General features: G+C 68.9%; 20 protein-coding genes and 3 pseudogenes. 10 read left to right on the top strand and 13 right to left on the bottom strand.

The genetic code is table 11. The annotated features are described in order from the left end of the window. The first annotated feature begins 69 nt into the window (after positions 1 to 69). Positions 70 to 717: a hypothetical protein gene (locus tag AB0G35_RS31190; protein WP_360956448.1), complete on the top strand. Its 648-nt coding sequence runs from the start codon at positions 70 to 72 to the stop codon at positions 715 to 717. Positions 718 to 907: 190 nt separating this feature from the next. Here AB0G35_RS31190 and AB0G35_RS31185 read toward each other — a convergent pair whose 3' ends face one another. Continuing rightward, positions 908 to 1408: a hypothetical protein gene (locus tag AB0G35_RS31185; protein WP_360956398.1), complete on the bottom strand. Its 501-nt coding sequence runs from the start codon at positions 1406 to 1408 to the stop codon at positions 908 to 910. Between the two features lie 232 nt (positions 1409 to 1640). Between AB0G35_RS31185 and AB0G35_RS31180 the strand changes: the two genes are divergently transcribed. After that, positions 1641 to 4472 carry an AAA family ATPase gene (locus AB0G35_RS31180; RefSeq protein ID WP_360956396.1) on the top strand — a complete coding sequence of 944 codons (2832 nt, stop codon included), beginning with the start codon at positions 1641 to 1643 and terminating at the stop codon, positions 4470 to 4472. 104 nt (positions 4473 to 4576) lie between these two features. Here AB0G35_RS31180 and AB0G35_RS31175 read toward each other — a convergent pair whose 3' ends face one another. After that, positions 4577 to 5716, bottom strand: coding sequence for an RICIN domain-containing protein (locus AB0G35_RS31175; RefSeq protein ID WP_360956394.1), 1140 nt, complete (start codon positions 5714 to 5716; stop codon positions 4577 to 4579). A gap of 526 nt (positions 5717 to 6242) precedes the next feature. Continuing rightward, positions 6243 to 6689: a hypothetical protein gene (locus AB0G35_RS31170; protein ID WP_360956392.1), complete on the bottom strand. Its 447-nt coding sequence runs from the start codon at positions 6687 to 6689 to the stop codon at positions 6243 to 6245. A 737-nt stretch (positions 6690 to 7426) separates the two neighbouring features. Here AB0G35_RS31170 and AB0G35_RS31165 point away from each other — a divergent pair. Continuing rightward, positions 7427 to 8605 (top strand): hypothetical protein, encoded by a 1179-nt coding sequence (locus tag AB0G35_RS31165; RefSeq protein WP_360956390.1) that lies wholly within the window; start codon positions 7427 to 7429, stop codon positions 8603 to 8605. 98 nt (positions 8606 to 8703) lie between these two features. Here AB0G35_RS31165 and AB0G35_RS31160 read toward each other — a convergent pair whose 3' ends face one another. Beyond that, a complete protein-coding gene (locus tag AB0G35_RS31160) occupies positions 8704 to 8865 on the bottom strand; it encodes a hypothetical protein (protein ID WP_360956388.1) in 162 nt (53 codons plus the stop codon). A 617-nt stretch (positions 8866 to 9482) separates the two neighbouring features. Between AB0G35_RS31160 and AB0G35_RS31155 the strand changes: the two are divergent. Together AB0G35_RS31155 and AB0G35_RS31150 are read left to right on the top strand one after the other, a co-directional pair. After that, a pseudogene (locus tag AB0G35_RS31155) lies at positions 9483 to 10675 on the top strand (IS3 family transposase). Between the two features lie 120 nt (positions 10676 to 10795). After that, positions 10796 to 11281 carry a GNAT family N-acetyltransferase gene (locus AB0G35_RS31150; RefSeq protein ID WP_360956446.1) on the top strand — a complete coding sequence of 162 codons (486 nt, stop codon included), beginning with the start codon at positions 10796 to 10798 and terminating at the stop codon, positions 11279 to 11281. Between the two features lie 97 nt (positions 11282 to 11378). On the opposite strand, the gene AB0G35_RS31145 is transcribed toward AB0G35_RS31150, so the two are convergent. Beyond that, positions 11379 to 11741, bottom strand: coding sequence for a peptidase inhibitor family I36 protein (locus AB0G35_RS31145; RefSeq protein WP_360956386.1), 363 nt, complete (start codon positions 11739 to 11741; stop codon positions 11379 to 11381). A 757-nt stretch (positions 11742 to 12498) separates the two neighbouring features. Between AB0G35_RS31145 and AB0G35_RS31140 the strand changes: the two are divergent. From AB0G35_RS31140 to AB0G35_RS31130, 3 genes and pseudogenes are all read left to right on the top strand, one after another. After that, positions 12499 to 13247: pseudogene (locus tag AB0G35_RS31140) on the top strand (IS5 family transposase). 78 nt (positions 13248 to 13325) lie between these two features. Beyond that, positions 13326 to 13694 (top strand): hypothetical protein, encoded by a 369-nt coding sequence (locus tag AB0G35_RS31135; protein WP_360956384.1) that lies wholly within the window; start codon positions 13326 to 13328, stop codon positions 13692 to 13694. 399 nt (positions 13695 to 14093) lie between these two features. After that, entirely contained in the window at positions 14094 to 15620 is a 1527-nt protein-coding gene (locus tag AB0G35_RS31130) for a protein kinase (protein WP_360956382.1), read from the top strand. A 156-nt stretch (positions 15621 to 15776) separates the two neighbouring features. On the opposite strand, the gene AB0G35_RS31125 is transcribed toward AB0G35_RS31130, so the two are convergent. Continuing rightward, entirely contained in the window at positions 15777 to 16427 is a 651-nt protein-coding gene (locus tag AB0G35_RS31125) for a hypothetical protein (protein WP_360956380.1), read from the bottom strand. A 413-nt stretch (positions 16428 to 16840) separates the two neighbouring features. Here AB0G35_RS31125 and AB0G35_RS31120 point away from each other — a divergent pair, with 413 nt between their 5' ends. Together AB0G35_RS31120 and AB0G35_RS31115 are read left to right on the top strand one after the other, a co-directional pair. Next, positions 16841 to 17824 (top strand): NlpC/P60 family protein, encoded by a 984-nt coding sequence (locus AB0G35_RS31120; protein ID WP_360956378.1) that lies wholly within the window; start codon positions 16841 to 16843, stop codon positions 17822 to 17824. Between the two features lie 146 nt (positions 17825 to 17970). Next, the gene (locus AB0G35_RS31115; protein WP_360956376.1) at positions 17971 to 19329 is read left to right on the top strand and encodes an RICIN domain-containing protein; all 1359 of its coding nucleotides are present in this window, start codon (positions 17971 to 17973) and stop codon (positions 19327 to 19329) included. A gap of 131 nt (positions 19330 to 19460) precedes the next feature. On the opposite strand, the gene AB0G35_RS31110 is transcribed toward AB0G35_RS31115, so the two are convergent. The 7 genes and pseudogenes from AB0G35_RS31110 to AB0G35_RS31080 all read right to left on the bottom strand — a co-directional run. After that, complete coding sequence (locus AB0G35_RS31110) at positions 19461 to 20327, bottom strand: NmrA family NAD(P)-binding protein (RefSeq protein ID WP_360956374.1); 867 nt, start codon at positions 20325 to 20327, stop codon at positions 19461 to 19463. Positions 20328 to 20402: 75 nt separating this feature from the next. Beyond that, a complete protein-coding gene (locus tag AB0G35_RS31105; RefSeq protein WP_360956372.1) occupies positions 20403 to 20648 on the bottom strand; it encodes a hypothetical protein in 246 nt (81 codons plus the stop codon). A 1051-nt stretch (positions 20649 to 21699) separates the two neighbouring features. Continuing rightward, positions 21700 to 22326: a hypothetical protein gene (locus AB0G35_RS31100; RefSeq protein ID WP_360956370.1), complete on the bottom strand. Its 627-nt coding sequence runs from the start codon at positions 22324 to 22326 to the stop codon at positions 21700 to 21702. Further along, positions 22323 to 23387 (bottom strand): WXG100 family type VII secretion target, encoded by a 1065-nt coding sequence (locus AB0G35_RS31095; protein ID WP_360956368.1) that lies wholly within the window; start codon positions 23385 to 23387, stop codon positions 22323 to 22325. The genes AB0G35_RS31100 and AB0G35_RS31095 overlap by 4 nt, the downstream gene beginning before the upstream one ends. Continuing rightward, the gene (locus AB0G35_RS31090; protein WP_360956366.1) at positions 23384 to 23698 is read right to left on the bottom strand and encodes a hypothetical protein; all 315 of its coding nucleotides are present in this window, start codon (positions 23696 to 23698) and stop codon (positions 23384 to 23386) included. Before AB0G35_RS31090 ends, AB0G35_RS31095 begins: the two co-directional genes overlap by 4 nt. 281 nt (positions 23699 to 23979) lie before the next feature. Next, positions 23980 to 24105, bottom strand: a complete 126-nt coding sequence (locus AB0G35_RS31085; RefSeq protein WP_360956364.1) for a hypothetical protein — start codon at positions 24103 to 24105, stop codon at positions 23980 to 23982. Between the two features lie 166 nt (positions 24106 to 24271). Further along, a pseudogene (locus AB0G35_RS31080) lies at positions 24272 to 24391 on the bottom strand (IS5/IS1182 family transposase); the annotation flags it as partial.

Here is a 24391-nt window from a genome sequence, read left to right as displayed (position 1 = left end):
GTGCGGGTGGCTCAGACATACGTCCCAGGAGGCGCTGTGCGAGCCATCCGTATGCTCCGACTGTTGACCGTGGCCAGTGCACTGACGCTGTGCGCGGTCAACGCCCCGCCTACGCAGGCAGCGGATTCGACGGTCGTCGCCTGCAGCGAGAAGGCTCTGGTCGACGCGGTCAACGAGGCCAACGCCGCAGGTGGCGGCAGCTTGAACCTGGCGCCGTTCTGCACCTACACCCTCACCAGCGCGCACAGTGCGGGCGGCGCCGGGGGACCGGCCGGAGTTCCGAACATCACCACTCCGATCTCCATGACCGGGCTGGTCACGGAGATCGTCCGTGCGCCGGGAGCTGCCCCGTTCCGGATCTTCGAGGTCGACGGTCCGTCGCACGACCCGGCCGCCCACGGCCAGCTCAGCCTCAACACGCTGACCCTCACCCGCGGCAACGCCGGCCTCGGTGTGGGCGGCGCGATCGCCAACCTCGGGGGCGTCGTGAACCTGACCGCCAGCTCCATTCGCGACAGCGCGGCCTCGTACGGCGGCGGGATCTACAGTGACAACTCGCTGGTGGTCAGCGCCAGTACCGTCCACGACAACATCGCCACCGTCGCCGGCGGCGGCATCTACAAGAACGCCGGCAGCGTCTTGCTGCTCGTGAGCCCGGTTACCAACAACTCGCCGGCCAACTGTGCCGCCACCCCGCCGCTGCTCCCCGACTGCTGACTCCCTCGCCTCGCCGCTGCCCACGCCGGGCAGCGGCCTCCCCGAGGCCGACGCCCCCTGCGAAAGAACGCACCGGGCAAGGAGTTTCAGTTGGTGAGGGCTGTGAGTGATCACGGGAGTCCCGGGCAGGGCAGGTTCGGCACCGTGCACTTCCTCTTCGGCCCGTTCCCAGGCGGGTGGTGGTTCTCGGTCAGCTGAAGATGGCCAGGGGACGGACGTCCAGGACTGCTTCCGTGGGACTCCAACCGTGGACCTTGCCCAGGCAGAGGGCGAAGAAGGGGCCGGGTTCCGGCTCCGTGTCCTCTTGCGCGCGCAGGCCCGCCGTACGGCAGGACAAGCGGATCCGTGCCGTTGCGAGGGGACCGTAGGGGGCCGTGAAGGCGGTGCGGGTATCGGATGACGCGGCTTCGCTCCGTTCGAAGTCGCCGGTGAGGAGGACGAACCCGCCGTCGGTCGCGGTGAGGCGGACCCGCTCGTTCCGGTCGCCTGTGGGGCGCACCATTGCCAAGGCTGCATTGCGACGTACAGTGCCTCGCCGCAAGTCGGCGTGGACGATGGCGTTGCTGCCTTCCAGGCCGTCGACAATGAGGCCGATGACGGAAATGGCTTCGGCCACCTCGATGTAGTTGGTGACGACCTCACGGCTGCGCTCGTAGTTGGTGCCTGCTCTGCTGAAGGTGGGCACGAGCATCTGGAGCCTGGAGGCCCAGCTCGTCCTGGTCCGAGGGGCTGGTCGTCACCCGTTACCCCATGCCCCCGCCCTGACCCTCGCCGGCGTCTCGATGCGCGCACACTCCTCCTGGCGGGGACGGTGAGGCCGGCACGCAGGCACCGTCAATCTGTCCAAGGGATGGTCCATCACTAGGCATATCCAAGCCGTGTGCTATTAAATCCATGTCATTGCATGGCGCGCGGGGGAGCGAATGGTTTCATTCGAAGGTCGTCTTCTGGGTCGGGCGGCCGAGCTGGCGGAGCTGTCCCGGTTGGCGGAGTCCACAGTCGCCGGCGTGGGACAGGCCGCCTTCGTGGTGGGGGAGACCGGTCTCGGGAAGACCGCGGTGCTGGAGCAGGCCATGGCGGACGCCCGGCGCAGGGGGATACAGGTGCTCTCCGCGAGCGCCCAGCACCTGGCGCAGCCTTGCCCGTTCGCCGTCATCTCCAGCTGCTTGAGGCTGGAAGAGTCCCCGTCGGACGACCGGCGGGCGCAGGTCGCCGAGGTCCTGCGCGGCGACGCTCGCTACGGTGTCGCGGGCGCCAGGAGCGAGGTCGAGGGTGCGGATGCCGCGACGATCGAGGCGATGGTCGGGCTCGTCGAAGACCTCTGCGCGCAGGGGCCGTTGGCCCTGTTCCTCGACGATCTGCAGTGGGCCGATCCGGCGAGCCTGGCCGTGCTGCACAAGCTGGTGCGCTCGGTGCATCAGTTGCCGCTCCTGGTGGTCGGCGCCCACCGGCCCGTGCCCGGAGCGGGGGACGTCGCCCATCTGTCTCGGAGCCCGATCGCCGGCAACCGCACCCTGCTGGAACTGGCACCACTGGACACCCAGGCCGTGACGGCCCTGCTGGCAGACCTGTGCGGCCGGGAGGCCGGCCCGCGACTGCGACGGATGGCCGAGGGGGCCGGTGGAAACCCGCTGTACCTCACGGAGCTGATCGCCGCGCTGCAGCGCGAGCACGCCATCGGGACCGGCGGGGCCACCGCGGAGATCGCCGCGGGCTGTGCGCTGCCGCCGCTGACTGCGCTGGTGGGGCACCGGCTCCGCTACCTGCGCGAGGACGTGCTGCAGATGCTGCGCATCGTCTCCGTGCTGGGCGCCGGCTGCACCACCGTCGAACTCGCCGCGGTCATGGACATCCCGCTACGCGACCTGCTGACCGCCATGGCGGAGGCCGAGGCGTCCGGAATCCTCAGGGACACCGGCCAATGCCTGCGCTTCCGGCACGAGCTCATCCGGGACGCGCTGTACGACGCCGTGCCGGGGTCGGTCCGGGCCATGCTGCACATGCAAGCGGCGCAGCGGCTCGCCGAGGCCGGCGCGGCTCCGGAACGCGTTGCCGAGCACCTGCTCAACGCAGTGCCGAGCCCGGATTTCCTGATCACCTGGCTGGAAGGAGCCGCGGCCCGGCTCACCACGCGGGCCCCTGCCATGGCCCTGCGGCTCCTCACCACGGCGTTGGAAATCGGCGACCCCACGGACGCCGGGTACGGCAACCTCCGTCTGCACCACGCCGTCGCACAGCTCTCCTGCGGCCACCTCGCGGAAGCGGAGGAGAGCGCCCGCTCCGCTCTGGCCAAAGCACCAGACGCCGGGCTGGCATCCGTACTGCGCTGGATCGTCATACAGGCCGCGTTCGCCCGCGGCCGACCCGACCTGGCGCTGGCGGAGGCGCGCGCCGGATGCCGGAGCCCGGGAGTACCCGCGATCGAGCGGGTCCGGCTCCAGGCGTTCAGCGCGGTGTGCCTCTTCGCGCTGGGCGACCTCACCGAGGCCGGCGCGGTCGCCTCACGTGCCCGGTCCGCCGCCGACGAGGCCGACGACAGCTCCGCCCTGGCCAGCACCCTGCACGTACTGGCCGCCAAGCGCTTCATCGAAACACCCGACGCCGAAGCGGTCGAACTGGCGCGGCAGGCCTCGCGCATCACCCCCGACACGATGCACCCCGCGCAGTGGCTCGGGCTGCAACTCTCCCTGGTCAACTGCTATATCGACCTCGACCTCGGGGCCGAAGCCCAGCGGACCCTCGCCGCCGTACGAAGACCGGCGGAGCACATCGGCGGGGTGTTCCTGCCCTGGTACCACCTTTCCTGCGCGCTCCTCGCGTTCCACACGGGACGCTGGGACGACGCGTTGGCGGAGATCGAATCCGGTCTCGACTGCGGAGACCAGACCGCGATGAGCCGGACGCTACGGGCGATGGCGGCGGTGATCGCGGCACACAGAGGCCGGCACCCCCTTGCCGAAGCACACCTCACGGCCGTGCTGCCCGAGCTCGACAACGCGACGGTCGCCGCCTTCTACGAGTATCTGCCGATGTGCGCGGCCGCCCTGCTGGACGAGGCGCGGGGCGACGACCGACGCGCGTACTCCCGGCTCGCCGAGGCCTTCGACGAGGGCGTCGGCCATCTGCCGGGCCAGCTGATCCTGGGCTTCCTGACCCCCGACCTGGTCCGACTCGCCCTGGCCCAGGGGGATCACGACAGCGCACGGCACTACGCCGCCGCAGCGCAGCGACGGGCCGAGGACAGCGGCGGCCTCTACCACCTCGGCGACGCCTACCGCTGCGAAGGTCTGCTCAGCTCGGACCCCGATCTGCTCCTGGAGGCGGTCCGCTGCTACCGCAACGCACCGCGGCCGCTCAACGCGGCACACGCCTGTACTGATGCGGCCGAAGCCTTGGCCCGCCGAGGGCGCCTGGACGACGCCCGCGTCCTGCTCGACCAGGCGCTGGAGACGTTCACGCAGCTCGGCGCGGCCTGGGACGCGGCACAGGCGACATCCCGGCTGCGGGCGGTCGCCGTCCGCCGCGGCTCACACCGGGCCCGAACCGGCGCCCGCGACGGCTGGCAGGCACTCACCCATACGGAACGCCTGGTCGCGGAGCATGTCGCCGAAGGGTGTTCCAACCCCGAGATCGCGACTCGGCTGTCCATCGCCCGAAGCACCGTCAGCACCCACGTCTCCAGCATCCTCAGAAAGCTGGCGATGACCTCGCGGGTCGAGATCGCCGCGGAGGTGACCCGCCGGCACCGGGCGTAGGGGCCGCGGGACGACACGTTGTTCCCCGGCTCCGTTCGCGGAGGCCGGGGAACCGTCCGACGGCGGTGTGCCGTCAGCTCACGAGGTGGCGTGCGGTGCGCCGGTCACCGGTTGTCGACGCACTCCTTGGCGAGGCTGTCGCTCGTGCACAGCACCAGGTTGCTGCTGAGATCGTCGGTGCCGTCGACGGCCGGGAGCGTGGCGGTGCCGTCGCCGGACCACTTGTCACCCAGGTCGTTGGTGAACGTCCACCTGCCCGTCACCGTCTTCATCAGCTGGCCTCGCATCGCCCAGCTGTAGTTGTTCGGCTTCACGGATATCTTGTTGGCGTCGCTCACGGTGTTGGTCTGGGTCCAGGAGTGCTCGTAGCGTGCGCTGATCGCGCTGCTGACCTTGGCCGAGACGACTTCGATGTTGACCCCGACCTCGCTGGTGACGGTGATGGAACTGCCCACCGTGTTGGTCTCGGACGAGGTCTGCGTCCAGGTGATGGTCCGGTCCGCCGGATCGGTGCTGTTGTTCCACACGTTGGAGCTGACCCGCTGGAGGTTCCCCACGGACGCCACGCTGTCGCCGGTGACCGCGTAGTCACAGGCCTTGATGACGCTGGAACTGTTGCTGCACTGCTTGAGGGCGTACGCGGTGGCCAGATCCGACAGGGTGGGGCCCGTGTACCCGGGGCTGGGCGTCGGCCCGATGATCCACTCCTGGTTGTTTTTGCCGTTGCAGTTGTAGAGGCCGACCGTCGCGCCGTCGTTGCCGCTTCCCCCGAACACGTCCATGCACTGGTTGGTGTTGACGTTCCGGATCAGGTAGTAGCCGCCGCCACCGCCCGAGGGCTGCAGATACCAGTTCTGCTTGGTGTTGGTCTGGTCGCAGTACACCGGCTCGACGAGATGGTTGTTGTCGGTGTTGAAGTCGAGGCACTTCTGCGTCTTGTCGTTACGGATCAGGAAGCTCCCGTCACCGTTGGGCAGGATGCTCCAGTTCGCCATCGGCGTCTTGTTGACGACGATTTCGGTCCCGTAGTCGGGCGAGTCCTTCGCCAGATCCAGGGACGGCGCGAGGCCGTCAGCCTGGGGCAACCGCGGTGACAGGGACAGGCCCGCCAAGGCGGAGGTGTCCGCATGGGCCGTTCCGGTCGTCAGCGGAGACACCGACGTGGCGAGCGTGGCGAAGGCGACCGCGGCGAATGCGGCCAACGTCCGCCGCACTGGCCGGTGAGGGGTCGACTCGGTGATCATGGTTGGTCTGTTCTCCTTCGGCAGTTCTTGCCTGTGAGACCGGTTCGACGACCGGCCCCTTGCGCCGCAGCAACGCAGCACCCTCTTCCCCCACCTGTTCCGAGAAGGAGACGAGGGAGCACTCTGTCTCACGGCTGTGGCCCGCTGCGGCGGTGCCAACGTACGGGTGTCCGCCCTCCGTTACATCCGTCAACTGACGGAGGCTTACGGGACGGGAAGGCAGCGGAAGGAGACGAACACATGTGACCGACGACGGACGTAAGCCAGGTGAGTCATTCGGTGCGGGCGCAGCGCCGTCCACCTGCATGCGCCGCAGGACCACCCGGGCACTCTCGGCAGGGGGCCCCGGACCCGTTCGACGCCTGCGGCACCCAGGAGAAGACGCTGCAACAGGGCAGCACTCCTAGGGCCTGTCCGGTGGGTCGTGGAGGGTTGTTGCACCGGATGCACTTGCCGGTGTCGCTGCTGGTGAGACGTCCCAGGGGGCGACCCGGCTGCCTGTTCCGGGTCGCCCATGGGCTGCTTGCTACTCCTCGTCGAGTGGCTTGACGAATTCCAGGGTCCACGTCTCTTGGAACTCGGGTGTGGGTGTGACGAGTTCGATCTGTGCGCCGCGGTGTCCGGAGCGTAGGGCGAGCCCGTTACCCGAAAGGATCTTGACCCCGCCGATGACCCTTTCGAACGTGAACTGTGCCCATTCGGCGCGCGGAACGCTGTTGACCCAGAGCCTGTCCTCGGGGGTCACGAGTCCAGCTCCCTCGTGATAGGCGAGGTGGATCACATACGGTGCCCCCGGCCCGGGCTCAGTGGGTTCGATGATCCATTCCTGCTCGATGGGCAGGGGGTTCAGCCGGTCGGTGATGACCGGGGCGCCGTTCTTCGTGGCGTACTCGGTGGCTGTTACCAGGGAGGTCGGGCCGATGAGGTGGGCGTGGATCTTGTAGATACCCGGCTTTACAGGGATCGGAGCCATGTGAAGGGCTTCCTGTCTCTTGCGGTTCGCCTCCACCGTTGGCATGTCGCCACCGGTGCAGGTATCACCATCAGGGACCGCCCAGACATCGCAAAAGATAAGAAACTGCCAAATCGGCTATGACTCAGACTAATCGGATATTATTGCGATGTCAGTGCTGCTCTGCGAATCTCCATCCTCATCGCGGAATTCGCCCGAGTAGGCCCCGACCCCGCGTCGCCAGGAATGGTCGTCTACGGATCAGGCCCGCGGTCGTCGGGCAGGTCCCATGGCCTGTCCGGGGAGTCGTGAAGCGGAGCAAGAGGGGAAGGCGGCACCGGTCACCGTGCCGTAGAAGGCGTGGAGCGTGGACGCGAGGAGGCCTCCTCCGAGGTGCTCGTGGCCGCCGCCCGGGCCCCGGGCTCGGCTTCGCCGGTCTGCTCCCGCTCGCCCAGGAAGGGCCGGCCCGGCGCGCCTGGAGTCGGGTGGGCGGGGCCGCACCTCGCCCACGGCGCAGGGCGACGCCCCGCCGCGCGCCGGGGCCTCTGCCTCGACGGCATGACCGAGGCCTCCGGCTCACCCCTGCGGGCACAACTGAAGTTCTCTGCCCAGCCCCGGAGGCGTTCGCCCGCCCAGCCCCGGAGGAGTTCACCGGCCAACTACCCTCTGCGCGCACCCATTTCGTCGTGCGGTCTGCCGCACTGCCACTGCCTTCCCTTACCGTGAAGGACAAGCTGCCTTGAAAAGGGGGAGGGCACGTGGCGAATCTGGTGTGGCACACCAAGCTCGGCATCTACCTCGATCTGACCCTTGAGGACCTCGGCCACCCCAACCTGCCGAACCTGTGGAGCATCGTCTACGACACCGACCGCCTGTATGCCGCGCGGAACATCCCTGTCAGTGCCCGGGACCTGCAGTGCGCAGGCGTCTGCCAAGAGGCCGGCATCACCGCCTGGATGTACTTGCGCCAGCGCGCCGACGGCCGACGCGAAGCGGTCCACGAACACGCGGAGGACGAACAGCGCCACGCCCCGGCCATGACCCCAGAACACCGGGCCTACCAGGAGCGCATCGTACGGGCCGCCGAGACCGGCGGGTTCCGCGCCGACTGCGAGGTCCGCACCCGCACCGGACGGCGCAGCTGGATCCAGACCGACACCCTCGTGTGCGGCGAAGGCGGCCTACGCATCGGCTGGGAAGTGCAGTTGTCGGCAGCCGGCGCCCACGGCCCACGCAGCGTCCGGGCCCGCGCCGCCCGCGCCGCCCGCCACGGCATCACCCCCGCCTGGCACACCGACCGCGCCGACTACGCCCACCGCCACGACACCCACTGGACCCGCAGCGACCGCCTGCCCGCCCGCGTCATCGCAAAGAACGGCGACCTGCGCGTCGTCTCCGGCTTCCGCGCCCTGGACTTCTGGCGCTGCGACACCCGCGCCCTCTACCGCTGCCCCCACACCTCCAGCCGCTGCGGCAAGATCCACGTCACGCCCAAACCCCGCGACATCCTCTTCGACGACCTCGTCCGCAAAACAGCCGCCAGCCTCGTCGTCCCCGTTCAGCACAAGACCGGCTCCCGCACCCACCGCTTCTGGGTCACCCGGGCCGACCGGGACCGGCTCAACGACCTCACCCACGACGACAGCACCCTCCCACCCGCTCCGCAGACAGGCCCCGCACCGTCCCGTGCGAGCCGACGACCACCGACGTGCCGGCCCAACCGCGCCCTCACGCACCCGCCCGCCCCTAACGGATCCACCGAGCAGTCGGTGACCGGTGCCACCGCACGGATACTGGACTGGCACTCGGATGAGCACTGGTCCTTCGAGTCCCAGCCCTGCAGACACTGCCGTCGCCCCACCCACCTGCTCGACGACCAAGGCAAGCCCTCCCACAAGGTCTGCGCCGAGGCACTCACCGACCACGCCGACAGCTGATGTCACCCGCTGATCCTCCGCCGCCGTTCGGCCAAGCGATTGCACGCTCTCATCGCGGATACTCGGGCCGTTTTTGTGTCGCTGGCCCGGCGGGCAGGTCAGCCTCGCCAGCCGGCGAGGATGTCGTCCGGGGTCCACAGCAGGTCGAGCGGGGCGGTGTCCAGATCCGTGGCGGTGCCGGAGAGGGGGGCGGTGGCGAGGCCGGTGCGGGTGGGATCGAAGCCTGGTACGCGGAGGCGGCGCGGCGTAAGAATGCGCACGGGCCGTGGGCATCGAAGGGGGTGCCCAGCCACTTGACCGAGCCGACGAATCGGGCCTCGCGAGCCACCGGTGCGCGGTCCGCGCCGACCGGGTTGAGCTCCGGGACGAACTGCCGGTTCCACCAGCCGCCGAGCGCCTTGACCCCTGCCCGGGGCAACCGGTCGGAGAGCACGGCCAGTTCGAGAGCTTCCCGGATCACTTCTTTAGTGCCTTGTCGCGCCGCGTCGTCCAGCGGCGCCCGATGAGGCGGAAGGCCGCCTCGGGGCGGCCGCGGCGGGCCTGCTCCTGGCAACGCGGAGCACGGCGAGCCCCCCACCAGCAAGATCACGATCTACCGCTGGAGTACTAATACTCCAGTCGCGGTTCTCCATATGCCTGGTCAGGGACCTCTTTGGAGTGTAATCGGCTGATGCGCCGTCAGGGCGGCGGTGGTTCGTGACTCACCCGATCGGGGTGCGTGCGGTGCTGGTAGTGGCAGTAGCGGGCGATGGCCTGGTGGCGACGTCGCCAGCGGGACCAGTGGAGACGGCATCTGGGTGCCTGGTGAGCTGTACCGAGATTTGTGGAGTCCCTGATGCCAGGGTTACCTTCCTGGCGAAGGAGAACCACCAGCACCATGGCAGCACCCCGTAAATACCCCGATGAGCTCCGCGAGCGCGCGATCCGCGAGGTCCGCGCCAGCGGCCGACCGATCGCCCACGTCGCGAAGGACCTGGGCATCCACAAGGAGGCCCTGCGCGGCTGGGTCCGCCAGGCCGAGGCCGACCGCGGCGAACGCGACGACCGGCTGACCACCGCCGAGCAGGACGAGCTCAAACAACTCCGCAAAGAAGTAGCGGAGTTGAGGCGGGCGAACGAGATCCTCAAAGCCGCCTCGGTGTTTTTTGCCCAGGAGATCGACCGTCCCCGGACGAGGCCGAGCAGGTGATCGACCACCTGCGTGACAGAGGCCTCGGGGTCGATCCCGTCTGCCGGGTTCTTGAGCTGTCACCGTCGACGTACTTCGCCCGCAAGGAGCGGCCGAAGTCGGCCCGCCGGCTCCGCGACGAGCAGCTGATGTCGCTGATCGAGCAGGTCCACGCGGAGTCGGGCGGCACCTATGGCGCCCGACGGATCACCCGCGCGCTTCGGCGCAAGGACGTGGACGTGGCCCGCTGCACCGTCGAGCGGCTGATGGCCGAGCTCGGCATCGAGGGCGTCATCCGTGGCCGGCGGCGCCGCACCACCATCCCGGAGCCGTCGGCGCCCCGGCCGCCGGACCTGGTCGACCGCGACTTCACCGCCTCCCGGCCCGATCAGCTGTGGGTGGCGGACATGACCTATGTCCGCACCTGGTCCGGCTGGGCATACGTGGCGTTCGTCCTGGACGTGTACTCACGGATGATCGTCGGCTGGCAGGTCGCGAACCACATGCGGACCGAACTCCCGCTGGACGCCCTGGAGATGGCACTGTGGCGGCGCAGGATCAAGAAGAACTCCGGCCTCATTCATCACAGCGACCGCGGGTCGCAATACGTGTCAATTCGGTATACCGAGAGGCTGTCCGACATCGGCGCTTCAGCATCGGTCGGCTCGGTCGCGGACTCGTATGACGACGCGATGGCCGAGGCCCTGAACGGCACCTTCAAGGCCGAGCTCATCGAGATGCAGGGCCCCTGGAAGGACGTCGACCAGGTCGAGCGGGCGATCTTCCAGTGGATCACGTGGTACAACGAAGAACGCCTCCACTCCGCACTCGACTACGTACCGCCCGCCGAGTACGAGCAAGCCTTCTGGCGGAGCCAGGAGCAAGTCCCACAGTCCGCCTGAACCATCAAGATCGGACTCTACGAAACTCGGGGCAGCTCAGTGACAGATGAAGCCGATTATGGGGGACCGTTCACGCGGAGCCCGAAGTGTGTACGTTTTGTCGAGCTGTCCGGCGGGGCGATGTCCGCTTTGCTCGATGGTGACCTGTCCCAAGCAAGCAGGGCGGCCGGGGTTTCGTTGACCGAGTACTTCGTGATCGACAGAGCACGGTGGCTGTGGCGGTTCCGGCTCGGCCAGATGGCCGCCGATCCCGGCCAGGCGCGGTGGATGGTGCGACAGGCGGTCGTCGGCGACAAGGGTCTTGTCGTCGGACATGCCGGGTTCCACGGACCGCCTGATGAGGTCGGCATGGTCGAGATCGGCTACTCCATTGCTCCCGACTTCCGTCGCCAGGGATATGCCCGATCCGTGCTGATCGAGTTGCTCCGCCGGGCAGCGGCCGAAACCGCAGTCACGACTGTGCGGGCGACGATCAGCCCCGACAACGTGGCCTCCCTGGCCACGATCTCGGGCTTCGGCTTCGTTGAGGTCGCAGAGCAGTGGGACGAGGAGGACGGTCGCGAACTCGTCTTCGAAGTTCCTGCCCGCCGGGTTCCACCCGCTTGATGGGAAGGTTCACGGCATAACGCTGAGCCATGCCGGTGACCGATCCGGCCGCCGGTACTGTCATCGCCGCGGCCGGCAACGTGGTGACGTGTCGAGATCAGCAGTTACCGCCATTACGTGCCAGATACACTGACTTCGCTCGGATGTCGCCGTTCTTATCTCCGGAATCGATGCAGAATGCGCCCCCCTGGCCACCTGCCTGTAGGGCAACCGCTGCGTCGTTCCCGCGGTTGTTGTAGATGGATTTTGCCGTGAATCGGAGATTCTGCCAGTAGCCCTCGTCCTGGTAGATGAGCCTTTCTCCGAAGCCGCCATTCTTGCTGTAGAGGCAGGTAAAGCCACCGGGGCAATCGTATGCCGATCTCGTGGTCGCCTGGGCGGACGCTGCGGGAACTGTCAGTACGCCAACGCTCATTGTGGCGGCGGCTGCAGTTGTGGCTAACTTCCTGATGGTGATCACTGGATGCCCCTTCTGTCGATGGAGGCGGGGGACTGCAGCCCTTCGGGTCTGCGGAACAATGCCGCCTTGATGGCCTCCATGGCTCCCAACCCCGTTGGGGTTAATGGTGCCCCTATTGAACGTTGTACTCGTGACCACTGGATAGCGGCGAACCCGCCATTCCGCGACGTGACTTCGCCGAGCGAGCCGACAAGCGCCGCGAGTAGGACGAGTCCGCCGGCTTCTGCTCGGCCCGCCGAGCAGAAGCTCGACGAGCGCCGCTGACCGGCAGGGCCCCGGCAGCGAGCCTCAGCGCTGGGCGGTGCGTCTGTGGCGCGGCAGCGCGCGTCCGGGCGCGCGGACGCAGCCGCCTTGACGTCTATGAGAACTCATCCGTTTGCCCGCACGCTCTTCACGCTGGGCGTCGCGGCTCCAGCTGGCATGTCAGCCGCAGTTCGTCGCCGCCGGGGCTCGGTCTGCGAAAGCCTCGCGAAGCAGACAGCTCCTCTTCCGGTCGATTCAGCTGTGACGTCCTTGGGAGCAGGTTCATGCCGGGGTGATGTGCGCGTACGCGGGTTTGTGATGTGCGCGTACGCGGGTTTTCAGCCGAAGCCCGCCACGTGGAACCGTCTGGTGGTGACTTGCTGTCATGATCATGCGGCTACACGTCCGTTCACCAGGAGAATGCAGACTTAGGCGCCGTTTCTTATGGTTCTTGTTGGCCGTTGAGTGGTGTGTGACGCATCGGGTTGAGCGTCTGGTGCCAGACGACTTGTGGATGCTGTTTCGGCGGGTGGGCCAGCGACGGACGTAAGAGGTCGGCGGCGGGCGGGTGACCGCGAAGCAGGCCGCGATCGTGTTTGTAGCCACGTCTGGTTGCACCTGGTGGCAGCTACCTCCGGTCTTCGGCCCTTGCTGGCAGACGGTGTATCGGCGTTTCGCCCAGTGGAGCCAGGACCGGGTCCGGGCCCGGCTCCACCGTGTCGTCCTCGACGAACTCGGTGCCCAGGGCGAACTGGACTGGTCGCGGTGTGCGATCGACTCCGTCAGCCTCCGGGCCGCAAAAGGGGGCCGCTGACCGGACCGAATCCGACCGACCGCGGCAAGTTGGGATCGAAGATCCACCTGATCACGGACCGGAACGGACTTCCGCTGTCTTTGGGCATCTCCGGCGCGAACATGCACGACAGCCAGGGACGGGAACCCCTCGTGCGCGGCCTCCCGCCCACCCGGTCCCTTCGCGGCCCGCGTCGCCGACGGCCGGCGAAGCTGCACGGGGACAAGAGCTACGACTACGACCAACTGCGCCGATGGCTCTGCAGTAGGGGTATCACCCACCGCATCGCCCGCAAAGGCGTCGAGTCGTCACAACGGCTGGGCCGCCACCACTGGGTCGTCGAACGGACCGTCTCCTGGCTGGCAGGCTGCCGACGCCTGCACCGCCGCTACGAACGCAAGGCTGAGCACTTTCTCGGCTTCGTTGGCATCGCCGACGCGCTGATCAACTACCGCCGCCTCGCACGCTGAACCGCACGCAGCCCGGCCTCCCACGCTGAGAGAATCGATCGTGTGATCCGATGGATACCTCGGGCCCCACGGTGGGTGGTGGCGCTGGTGGCCGTGTATGTCGTCGTGCTGGTCTGCGTGGGCGCCACTTCACACATCACCGACCTTGTCCGCAGCGGCTTGCATCCGTACGGCTGGGCTCCGGACTGGCTGAACCTGTACTGGTCCTCGCTAGCGGTATCCGACTCGCTGGCTGCCCTGCTCCTGGTCAGCGGGAGAAAAGTGGGCGTGGACCTCACGTGCGTGGTCATGACGACTGACCTGATGGCCAACTGGTATGCGGCCTACGGCATCCAACACAACGACTTCTTCGCACAGCCGGGCCTGCAACGGCTCACTGCCTTCACGCTGCTCGTGCTCGCAACAGGGCCCATGGTCCGGTCTCGTCTCAGCCTCAGCACCATTTGAAACGACGTGTAAGAGCTGCCCCGTAATTACACGAGCTGGATCTTGAGGTTGTGCAGACGGCGCCCCCGAGGGCCGCGAGGTCGATGCCGTTGCCCCGGCGTCGGCACTGCCGGAGGATCTGCCAGTGCTTGAGGCGCGCGATGGTGTGCTCGGCGACCGTCCGGCGCTTGGAGAAGGGTTTGTATGCGCGTAGGTAGGGGCCGTCGGCACGCCCGGGCGTCACGGTGCCGGCGTTCCGCTTCCCGCGGATTCGTCCTCGTTCCGCGCGGCTGTCTTGGCGGATACCCCTGCTGTTTAGCGGGTTTCTGGATAACCTGCATGGCGTTCTCGCGGTCGCGTCGTGATCCTCACCGAGCCGCTTCGCCAGCCGCAGGTACAGGAATGTTCTAAACGGGGGGCGTGACAGTGCGGGATCAACTTCTGGGGGGCCGTTACCGGTTGGTGCGGCAGCTCGGCGAGGGCGGAATGGGGCAGGTGTGGGAGGGGCGGGACGAGGTGTTGGGCCGGTCCGTCGCGGTCAAGGTAATCTCCCTGCTTGCCGGTGGTGGAAGCCACGGCGACGAGGCCCGCGCCAGATTCCTGCGCGAGGCACGGATCACCGCCCAACTCCAGCACCCCAACATCGTGACCCTTCACGACCTCGGCGAGACCGGCACCGAGGAGGACAACAAGGCCCCGTTCCTGGTGATGGAGCTGGTCCGAGGCGAAGGCCTGGATACGATGCTGCGCCGAGGTGTAGTCGCTCTGGCGGACGCGGCCCGATGGGGCGCGCAGATATCTGACGCGCTTGGAGACGCGCACGCAGCCGGAATCATGCACCGGGATATCAAGCCGTCCAACATCCTCATCACGCCTTCCGGCACCGTGAAAGTCCTCGACTTCGGCATCGCGCGGGCGGCCGACCCCTACGCGACTGCGGACCGCCTCACCCAGACCGGCTTCATCGTGGGCACGCCCCCGTACATGGCACCCGAACAAGCGCGTGGCTTCCCGGAACCGCGCAGCGACCTGTACGCGCTCGGCTGCGTGCTCTTCGAGCTGGTCACGGGTCGTCTACCGTTCCAGGCCCCCGACGCTGTGGGGTATCTCACCGCACACCTCACCCAGGAGCCGCCCGCCCCCAGCTCGGTGTCCACGGGCATCCCCTCCGCATGGGATGACCTCGTGCTGAGGTTGCTGCACAAGGATCCCGCCCAGCGGTACCCGAACGCCGCCGACCTCTCCCAGGCGATACGACACCTCGACCGCACATCCGAGCCGGACGCAGGCCCCACGCCACCAGCAGGAGGGGCCACCCAACCCCCCACCCTGACAGCGACGGATCCGCTCTCGCCCGTGGCCCCCAACCGTCGCAGAGCAAGCAGCCTCCCCCCGCCGGACACTGCATCGGCGTATGCCCTGTCACGCCGTGGCCGCGCGAGACGGTTCGTCCTCCCGGTATGCCTGTGGGCGCTCCTCCTCGCCTCTCTGGCCGCACGGTCGCAGACCGGGACCCTGGTCGACCTGGTGGTCGCCTGGGCGTTGACGGCGGTACTCAGGCCGGACTCCAGAAGCCTGACGCGCGGGACGGGGTACGCGGCCGTGGCAGCCCTCGCTGTGCAGCTCGCAGGGCTTATGTTCGCGTTCCGGGAAAATCTCCCTCGGGGCCTCTCCGAGGGGTGGCCCTACCTCGTGGTGATTTCCCTGACCATCACGGCGTACTGCTACCGCGACATCAAGACCCGGCGGGCGGCGGTGCAGGCTCGATACGAACAACTGGGCGCGAAGCCACCGCCCTCCTACGCCACTCCGCTGATGAGGAAGCTGGCTGAGGAGCATGGCGTGGACATTGCCGCAATCAGGGGAACCGGCCTCGGCGGCTCCATCCGCAAACGGGACGTCCTCGCCGCAGCGCGAGCGAAGGATCTTCCGCACAGTCCCCAGTGAATTACGGGGCAGCTCTTAGGATTTCGCCGTCGATCCGCACCCGTGGATCCGCACTCGTCGATGCGCCCCCGTCGTCCGCCCCTGGCGGACGGCGGGGGCGCGGTCACACGTTTCTGGTGCCCGGTAAGTGCACTTATCGGGCATCAGAAGCCGCGGCTAGTGAGCCTTGCGCTTGGGTGCCTTGGTGACCCTGTAGGTATCCATCCAGGGGTTGAGGGCGGTACCTGTGCCCTTCTTCACCCACTCCTGCTTCTCGTTCGACGAGCAGACCAGGTAGTCGCCGTGCCAGTTCCAGAAGCCGCGCTCCTGGTAGACGTCGAACTGGTACTGCTTGTAGATCATCCCTGCCCGGACCCGGTACTGCACCTTCTCCGGCAGCTCGATTTCGGTCCTGTCGGTGACGGTCTGGGTCCTGTTGACCTCGAAGCCCAGACCGGCGCTGACCTGCTCGTAGCTTGCGCCGAAGGTGGCGCTGACTTTGCTGGAGACTTCGAGTTTGAACTCGAAGATCTTCTTCCCCGGGCCGGGGATGCTGGTCTGGGCGGCGGGGGTGTCGGGCCACTCGTAGACCGTCTTGACGTACTTCTTGTTCCTGATCTGCACCGCGCCGGTCGAGCACGACATGCCCTGAGCCTTGGACTTCTTGGCCGACCGGGCGGCTCCGGCCTGGGTGATGGTGTCGGTGGTGGGCGGGGCCTCGCCGCGGAAAAGGTCGGTGGTGCCGGCGGTGATCCCGCCGGCCAGCAGACCGGTGGCGACAGCGGCTACCGCCAGCGTGCGGGGCTTTCGGGTTCGGGTGAAGCGCACGGTGATGCTCCTTCAAGAGGACTGAGTGGGATGCGGCCGGGTTCCTTCTTCAGGGGCACCTCGGCTGCTGTCGCGCTGCCCGCGGTCGTCGACACCGGTGGTGGCAGGGCGGGCCCGGCAGCGGCGCGGCAACGCCTTCGACTGGGGGCGTCGCCCGGCGGTGCCCGGCGGTGCAAGAAGCGTCGCCGGGCGGGGCGGGCTGGGCAACAGCTTGCGGCGTCTGGGACAGTCCGGGCCTGTCTTCGCTGGTCAGGGGTGGTCCCGAGGATGTGTGGACGCCAGAGCTGAGGGGGTTTTCTGAGCGTGGACAGACCGGGACTGTCCCGGACGGGCGAAGATCTAGCGGGACACCTGGCAGACGAAACAACCTCCTTGCCGGGCCGCGAACTCCGCGGTCTTTTCGAGGAGGCGTCATGGGAGAGCACACGCTCCTGCCCCGGCGGCAGGTGCCGAAGAAGCAGACCGCGAGGAAGGGGCGCCGGTCGGCGCCGGTGTCGCACCGCAGGCCGCGCACCCCCGGCGTGGGCGCGAAGAAGATCCGCAACGGCATGGCCGCGGTGGCGGGACTGGCGGTGGGGTTCGTGCTCTCGGTGCTGGCGGGCGTGCTGCTGGCCGTGCACGGCCCGTCGGACTCGTCCGCGGCCGGCGGACCGTCGCTCACGCTGCGGCCGGAAGCACCGGCGGTGCCCCGGCCCGCCAAGGCGCACCCGGCCAAGCCCGCCGAGCCGGACTCGGCCAAGGCCAAGGCCAAGGGCAAGGCCAAGCCCGCGAAGGTCAACAAGATCGTGCTGCTGCCCGGTGACACGCTGTGGGAGCTGGCGCGCACGCACGGCACGACCGTGAAGCAGTTGCAGCGGCTCAACGATCTGGGGTCGTCGACCCTGATCTACGCCGGGCAGCCGCTGCGCGTTCCCGTGAAGCCGGACGCTTCCATCTCCACCCGGCCCAAGGCGACCACGCCGTCGGTGACCGCGCCGTCGGTGACCGCGCCTGCGCCGGGCCGGCAGCCGAGCACGAAGCCCACCTCCAGGCCCGCCAAGCCGACCAGGTCCGCGGCGAGCGCCGTGGCCTACGCCCGGGTGCAGTTGGGCAAGCCCTATGTGTGGGGCGGTGCCGGGCCTGGCGGCTTCGACTGCTCCGGCCTGGTGATGCGGGCCTGGCAGGCGGCCGGGGTGACGTTGCCCCGCACCACGTGGGGGCAGATCCACGCGGGGACCGCCACCACCCGAAGCCGCCTGGTGCCCGGTGACCTCGTCCTGTCCTACGGCGGTGGGCACGTCGGCCTGTACATCGGTGACGGACAGGTCATCCACGCCCCCCGGCCCGGCACCGTCGTCACCGTCGCGCCCCTCCCGGACCCGGCCCACGTCGTCGCATACCGCCACATACGCCGGTGAATGATCCGCAATCGGTGCGGATGGCAGGTACTGGGCAGCAGCCCACCCCGAACCCCGAAGGTGGCAGACGGATGCTGGAAAGAGCGCTGATGTACGGATCAACTGCCTTTAGGCTCCCTTGGTACTCACGAGCCAAGGGAGTGGCGATGGGACAGGGGCCCGACCCGGCAGCGGCAGAAAGCCCTGCACAATTCATGGAGCTGATGCGGCAGTTACGCCGCTGGGCGGACCTGAGTTACCGGCAGCTGGAACGCAACGCCACCGACGCCGGCAACGTCCTGCCGCGCGCGACCATCTCCGCCGCCCTGAGCCGCGAGGAACTGCCCCGCGCCGCACGCCTGGCCGCCTACGTCCAGGCGTGCGGCGGCGACGACGACACGGTGGCCGCATGGCTCGACGCCCGACGGCGCCTGTCCCTATCCGACACCGCCTCACCCGGGTCCGCCGGCGAGAACGCAGCGCGGACCGCCGCCCGGGAAGACGACGACGCGCCACAGAAAACGGTGCCGGTTCCCGCGGAAGCAGCCGCCCAAGAGCACCACCCGGCCACCGACCCGCCCGGCGACTCGTGCGGCAACCCGGCCTCCGGCGGCCCGGTCTCTGGCGGCCCCTCCGGGGACCCGACCTCCGGCGACCCGTCCGGCGACCCGGCCTTCGGCGGCCCGTCCGGCGACCCGGCCTCCGGCGACCCGGCCTCCGGCGACCCGGCCTCCGGCGACCCGTCCGATGACACCACCGACCCTGCAAACGCTCCGTCGAATTGGCGTCGTCAAGGACCGCTGGTCGCCATCGCCGCGTGCACTGTCGTGGGGATAGTGGCGCTGGCGCTGTTGCCGTCCGGCGACGGTTCGGACGACAGAGCCGGCGGCGCGCCGACGAGCACCCCGCACGGTAAGGCCTCGCCCAGCACACGTGCCAAGGAGTCGTCTTCTGCGCCCACCGAGCACCGGACGGCCGACGCGAGGCCTTCAGCGTCCCCCACCGTCTCGCCGGCCGGACAGGACAAGACGGCCGATCCCCGTCCCAGCCATACCCCCACGCGGGGCCCCGCTGGGATGCCGGCCGCCGGCTGGACCCGTATACACCCGGCATCCTCCCCCTCCCTCTGCCTCACCGAGGGACGCGAACGCAACGGTCGCACCGATCGGGAGATCGCTGTTCAGCACTCGTGCGCGGACGCTCCCGTGCCCCGCGTCTACCTCGAAAAGCTGAGCGGGCAGACCTACCGCATCCAGTGGCACAACCCCGACCCGGGCAAGGGCATCGGCTGCCTGGCCGTTGACGGAGCCTCGACCACCCCCGGAGCGCTGCTCGCCCCCCGGGACTGCGAGGGCGGCAACAGCCAGAAGTTCCGCCTGGAAGCCTCCGGCAGCGGCTTTCGGCTCCGGCCCCTGCACAGCGGCCTGTGCGTGGGATTCCTGCCCCCGGCCACAGACGGCGCCGAAGCCGTGCAGGCGAACTGCACCGGAGCCGCCAGCCAGGCATTCGCCTTCACCACAAGCTGAGACCGCGAACCGGATGTGGGGCCACCGGGTGTGCGGCACCGGATGTGTGGCCACCCGATGTGTCGGCCGTTCCGGTGGTGGCGGCCGGTCCGGTGGTGGTGGCGCGGACGCCGGTCGTCAGGGGACCTCGGTCACGGGGCTGTCGCGAAGGCGTCGAGGTGCTCGCGGAGGAAGGCGTCGAGCGTGCGGGCCGGTCGTCCGAGGATGGCCTCCACGGTGCCGTTGGGTGCTTCCGGACGCGTGATGGCCAGTTGCTGGATCTCCACGACGTGGCTGGCAAGCCAGTCCGGCATGTGCGCGGTGCGGACGAGGTGGGCGTGGAACTCGTCCGGTGGCAGGTCGATGTAGCGGACCGGGTGGCCGGTCAACTCGGTGAATGTGTCTGCCAGTTCGGGCTGACGGAAGGCCTGCGGGCCGGTCAGCGCGTACGTGGAGCCGGCAAGGCCCGGACGGAGGAGTGTCTCCAGCGCGACGTCGGCGATGTCCCGGACGTCGATGTAGTTGCAGGGCGCGTCGCGCAGTGCACCGATGAGAACGCCCTCCGCGATCGCCGGGGCGTTCAGGAGCAGCTTCTGCATGAACGCGTATGGGCGAAGCACTGTGCCCACCATGCCGGTGCTTCTGAGGTGTGACTCGATCCGCCCGTGTCCGCGTGAGACCGTGACCGGTGAGTTCGGCTCGGCTGCCGGGGCGGAAAGTTTGACGACGTGTCGCACTCCGCACGCGGCCGCGGCGTCCACCGCGTTGATCTCCAGTTCGACCTGTCGCGGGCTGTTGGCCATGGCGAGGAACAGTTGCGTGGATCCGGCCAGGGCAGTGCGGAGAGCGCGGGGATCCGCGGCGTCTGCCCCCACGACCTCGACCGGTGCTTGCGCACCGAGCGTGGCGCGCAGTGTGTCGGGATGGCGGCTGATGGCGCGGCAGGGGACATCGATGTCGACCAGTCGCCGGAGCAACGCTCCGCCTGTGGCGCCGGTCGCGCCCATGATGGTGATCATTGTGTGCCTTTCTTGGTCGAGGGGTGCAGGGGGTGCAGGGGCGCAGGGGTGCAGGGGACGCGGGACCCGACCGGGTCACTTCTGTCCGGCGGCGGGGGCACGCCTGCTGCCGGGGGTGGTGCCGCGCCAGCGCCAGGTGACGATCGCGGCGGCGAGGGCGGCCGACAGCGGCAGGTCGAACTTCAGCCGCCGCAGCCACCAGTCATCGGGCACCGAGGTGTGGGAGGGCAGCCAGTCCGACACCAGCACTCCGGCAAGGCCCGCGGCTCCGGCGGCGACTGTGCCGAGTCCGATGGTGAGCAGCGGCCGCGGCGCTGCCATGGTCCACCGGCGCGGCCGGCCCCGGCGATGCAGCCACCCGCCCACCAGGCAGGCCACCACAGCCGAGGTCGTCGCCGGTGACGGCTTACGCGGTGGCCTACGGGGGCGCAGCGACCGCCTATGCGGTCGCCCCCGGTGCGACAGCGCCCTGCGAGGCCGGCCCCGTGCCGCCGACGGCGGCGCCGGCCGTGGCCGCGCGCCGCTCGCGGGGCCCAGCAACTGCCGCGGCACTGGCTGTCGCAGCAGTGGGCTGCGGGGGACTGTCACTGCTCTTCCCGTCGCTCGTGCAGGTCTTCCAGGTAGCCGGCAGTGCGGCCAGCGTCGCTGCTGCAGGCGTGGCGTTGAGCGGGCTCGTTGGCCGGCGGGATGGTGACCGGAGGTAGTTGTGGTGGTGGCTCCAGCCCGCTTTGGGCTGGAGCCGCTTCTTTTCCGCCTGGGGGCATTGGCCTGACTGAGGGACCAGTTCGGACTGCAGCCCCGTAAGAGAGACAGCCGGCAGAGTCCGGGGCGCGATGTTCGCGAGATTCATCAGCACCAGCAAGGGGTAATTGCGGCCGGCTGGACGCCCCACGTGCCGCCTTGATGGGCTGGGCTGTTGTGGCTTGGCGGCGGGTGGGAAATGAGCTCTGATCGCTACGGCCGTCTCGGCCGTCGGCGGGCACGGCGGATACTTCATCCAGCGATAGTGCGGTCTGGGCCGCCGGAGTTCCGACTCCGGCGGCCCCGGGAGACAAGACCGTCCACGCCAAACGCCCGCTCCAGGGCCCCGGCCGACTCCACGATGTCGATCAGCCGGTACGCCTGCGCCCTGCTGATCCCGAACCCACCATGCGCGTATGCGCCCCACCCGCGGTACCCACGGGCCCCACTCCTGCGCCCGGTGCGCGGAACGCACCCGTTTCCGCCACCTCACAACAGGCCCCGAACCGGCACGCGGTTCGGGGCCCACCTGCATATGGCGCAGCTACGGGGCCGACAGCCCAGCCGAACGGGTGAGGGGCGGGGCGTCTGGGCCGGTCCACGACCCCGGGCGCCCGCCGTGCGCACCGTGTTACGTGCGGGACGGTCCCTTCGGGAAGCACTCCGTGAAGTACACGGCGTGCTGGCTGCGCAGCTGCACCCGCGCCCAGGAGTCGTCCGTGAAGCCGAACTCGAAGGTGTCGGCGTCGATGTCGCCACGGTGCCGGACCCAGGCCACCTGCCCGGCCGCCACGCTCCAGCCCGGCTCGACCGTGCCCAGCTCACCGCGGCGGCGGCCACGCTGGACATAGCTGACGTGCAGATGACGGTCGGTGAGCTGGAGCACCGGCAGCGCGTCCGTGGTCGGCACGCGCGGCCACAGCGCGGTGGCCAGCCCGCCAGCCAGGCTCCCCCAGCCGCCCTTGAGCGGCTTGCCCTTCTTGCGGCTCCACCCGAAGGGATCGAGGATCGGCGCGACGATGGCGTCGTACAGCCAGTAGATGCGCCAGAAGGAGCGTTTGAAGCCCTCCCAGCGGTCGCCTGGGAGCCGGTGGCCGACCAGGACGCGGGGGCGGTTCCACCGCCACGGCTTGGGCAGCTTCCGTGCGGGAAAAGCGACTTCGTTCTGGACGAACCGCTCCCCGGCCGGCAGCGCCTGCGCCGCGCGCTCCCGCGCCTCCTCGTACGGGACCTTCCCCCAGGCAACGCGCAGACTCATCCGAAGACCTCCCGGACGGGCTTGGACCGCGCCGCGCCATCGGCCAGGCGGTCGGTGAAGCGCTCGGAGTCGGGTCGATCGGCGTACTGCTTCTGCTGCTCGGTCAGCGGCTTTTCCTTGGGGGCGTCCGGAACGACGGGGCTCTGGTGCTCGACGTCCCAGCGCTTGTCGCCGACGCGGACCTCCTTGAGGCCGGTGGCGTCATGGATCGCACGCTCGGCCGAGTTGGCCGCTTCGCCGACCTTCTCCCTGACCCCGGCGGTCCTCTCGGAGACCTCTTGGGCGACGTCGATGCCGGTGTGGTGCTCGAAGACGCTGTTGGCCAGCGGCGCCGCGTCCAAGGCGGCACCGGCCGCCTTGGCGCCCGCGGCCCTCTTGACGACCTGCTTGACGCCCATCTTGACCTTCTTGCGGGCGTTCTTGTTGCGCCACAGCGCCTTGGCCCTGATGCGCGCCCGCCGCAGCTTCTGCAGCGCCCGCATCCGGTCGGCGAGATCCTTGAGCTTGTCCGCCAGTCTGGCGGTGATCCGCACGGCCTTCATCGCGCGGTGCGCCGCACCGCCGGCGGCGATGAGCGGGCCGATCGCGGCGCCGACACCGGCGGTCAGAATCGCGACGATCGCCGCCGTCGCGGCCGCGACCAGCAGCGCCTCGACGATCTCGGTAATCAGCTCGACCATCATCTCCTCGGCCTCGGCGCACGACTCGGCGGCCATTTCGAGGAGTTCGGCGACCGTGATCATGTCCTCGGCCTCGCCGTGCAGGGCCGTTTCGAACTCGGACATGGTCTTGCCGAAGGCTTCGGACGCCTCACCGGTCCACGAGTGCTGCAGCGCGCGGCGCTCGGCCTGAAGGTCGTCGAGCACGCCCTGAAGGTCACGCGCCGCGGCCCGCCACTCCCGGGCGGTTTCCAACATCTTCTCGTTGTCGCCGCTGACCTTCTCCAGGTACTCGTCGAGCCCGAGTTCCTTGATGGCTCCGCGGATGACGGAGTCCAGCGCCCCGGCCAGCGGATTGCTCCAGTCGACGTCGAACCCGATGCGTTCCAGCGCCTGGCTCATGCCTCCCCGCCGAACGCCTGGACCTGGGCCTCTTCGTTGTTGTCGTACGCCTCTGCCGTCAGCCGCAGCGCGTCGGCGATGCTGCCCAGCGACTCCTTGACGTCGTGAAGGTCCTCGACCGCCTCCTCGGACTGCTTGTCGTAGTCGGCCTTGAGGCTGTCGGACTCCGACAGCTGGCCGAACACGCCACTGGACAGCTTCAGTCCGTTGATCCGGGTGCGGATCTTCTCCACCTGGTCCGCGGCCTGATCCGCCGCGGTCGCATAGCGACGGAGAGCCTTGCTCTCTACGTCGTAGCCCGTGCCGCCCATATTCCTGTCCTCCCCGTGGTCTGCCCCGGTCCCCATACCAGCGCCATCCAAGGCCTTTACGCAAACATGGCCATTGCTTGGACTGCACTGTACCTAAGCGTTCTTGGCCGGGGCGCATCGGGCGCAACTTCGGGGTTCCGCAAGGTGACGGCGAATGGATGGCAGTCGGACGCCCGGTGAACGCACCTGGACGAGCGTTTCCGAACGCGTTCAGTGGTCGTAAGCGGTCAGTGAGCGGCTGATCGCCTGACCGGCGCGGACGTTGTGCCAGATCGCTGCGGTCAGCGCGAGGACGCGTTGGGCGACACGGACGCCTTCAACGGTGCTCCGCCGCGTTGTTCCAGGTCGAGCTGGCCTTTGAGGGCGTCGTTGACCGACCCGATCAGCCGGCGGGCCTTCTTCAGCATCGGCTCGCCGGGGCGGGCGGCCTCGCGTTTCGTCGACGGCCGTAGCAGAGTGAGGCCCTTTCGGACAGTGACTGCTCGAACGGCTTGGACCCGAAGCCCTTGTCCGTGATCAACAGCAGCCCGGGCCTTCCCCGCACAAGCGAGGCGTCCACCTTTAGACGTCGTTTCACTTGGTGAGGCGGCGGTAGCCGATGAGGGTCGCTGCTATGCCGACGAAGGCGAGGAAGTGTTCGGCCTTGCGTTCATAGCGGTGGTGCAGGCGGCGGCATCCGGCGAGCCAGGAGAC

Source organism: Streptomyces sp. NPDC021749, assembly GCF_040640655.1.
Lineage (GTDB): Bacteria > Actinomycetota > Actinomycetes > Streptomycetales > Streptomycetaceae > Streptomyces.
This window is presented reverse-complemented; position numbering and strand designations above follow the sequence as displayed.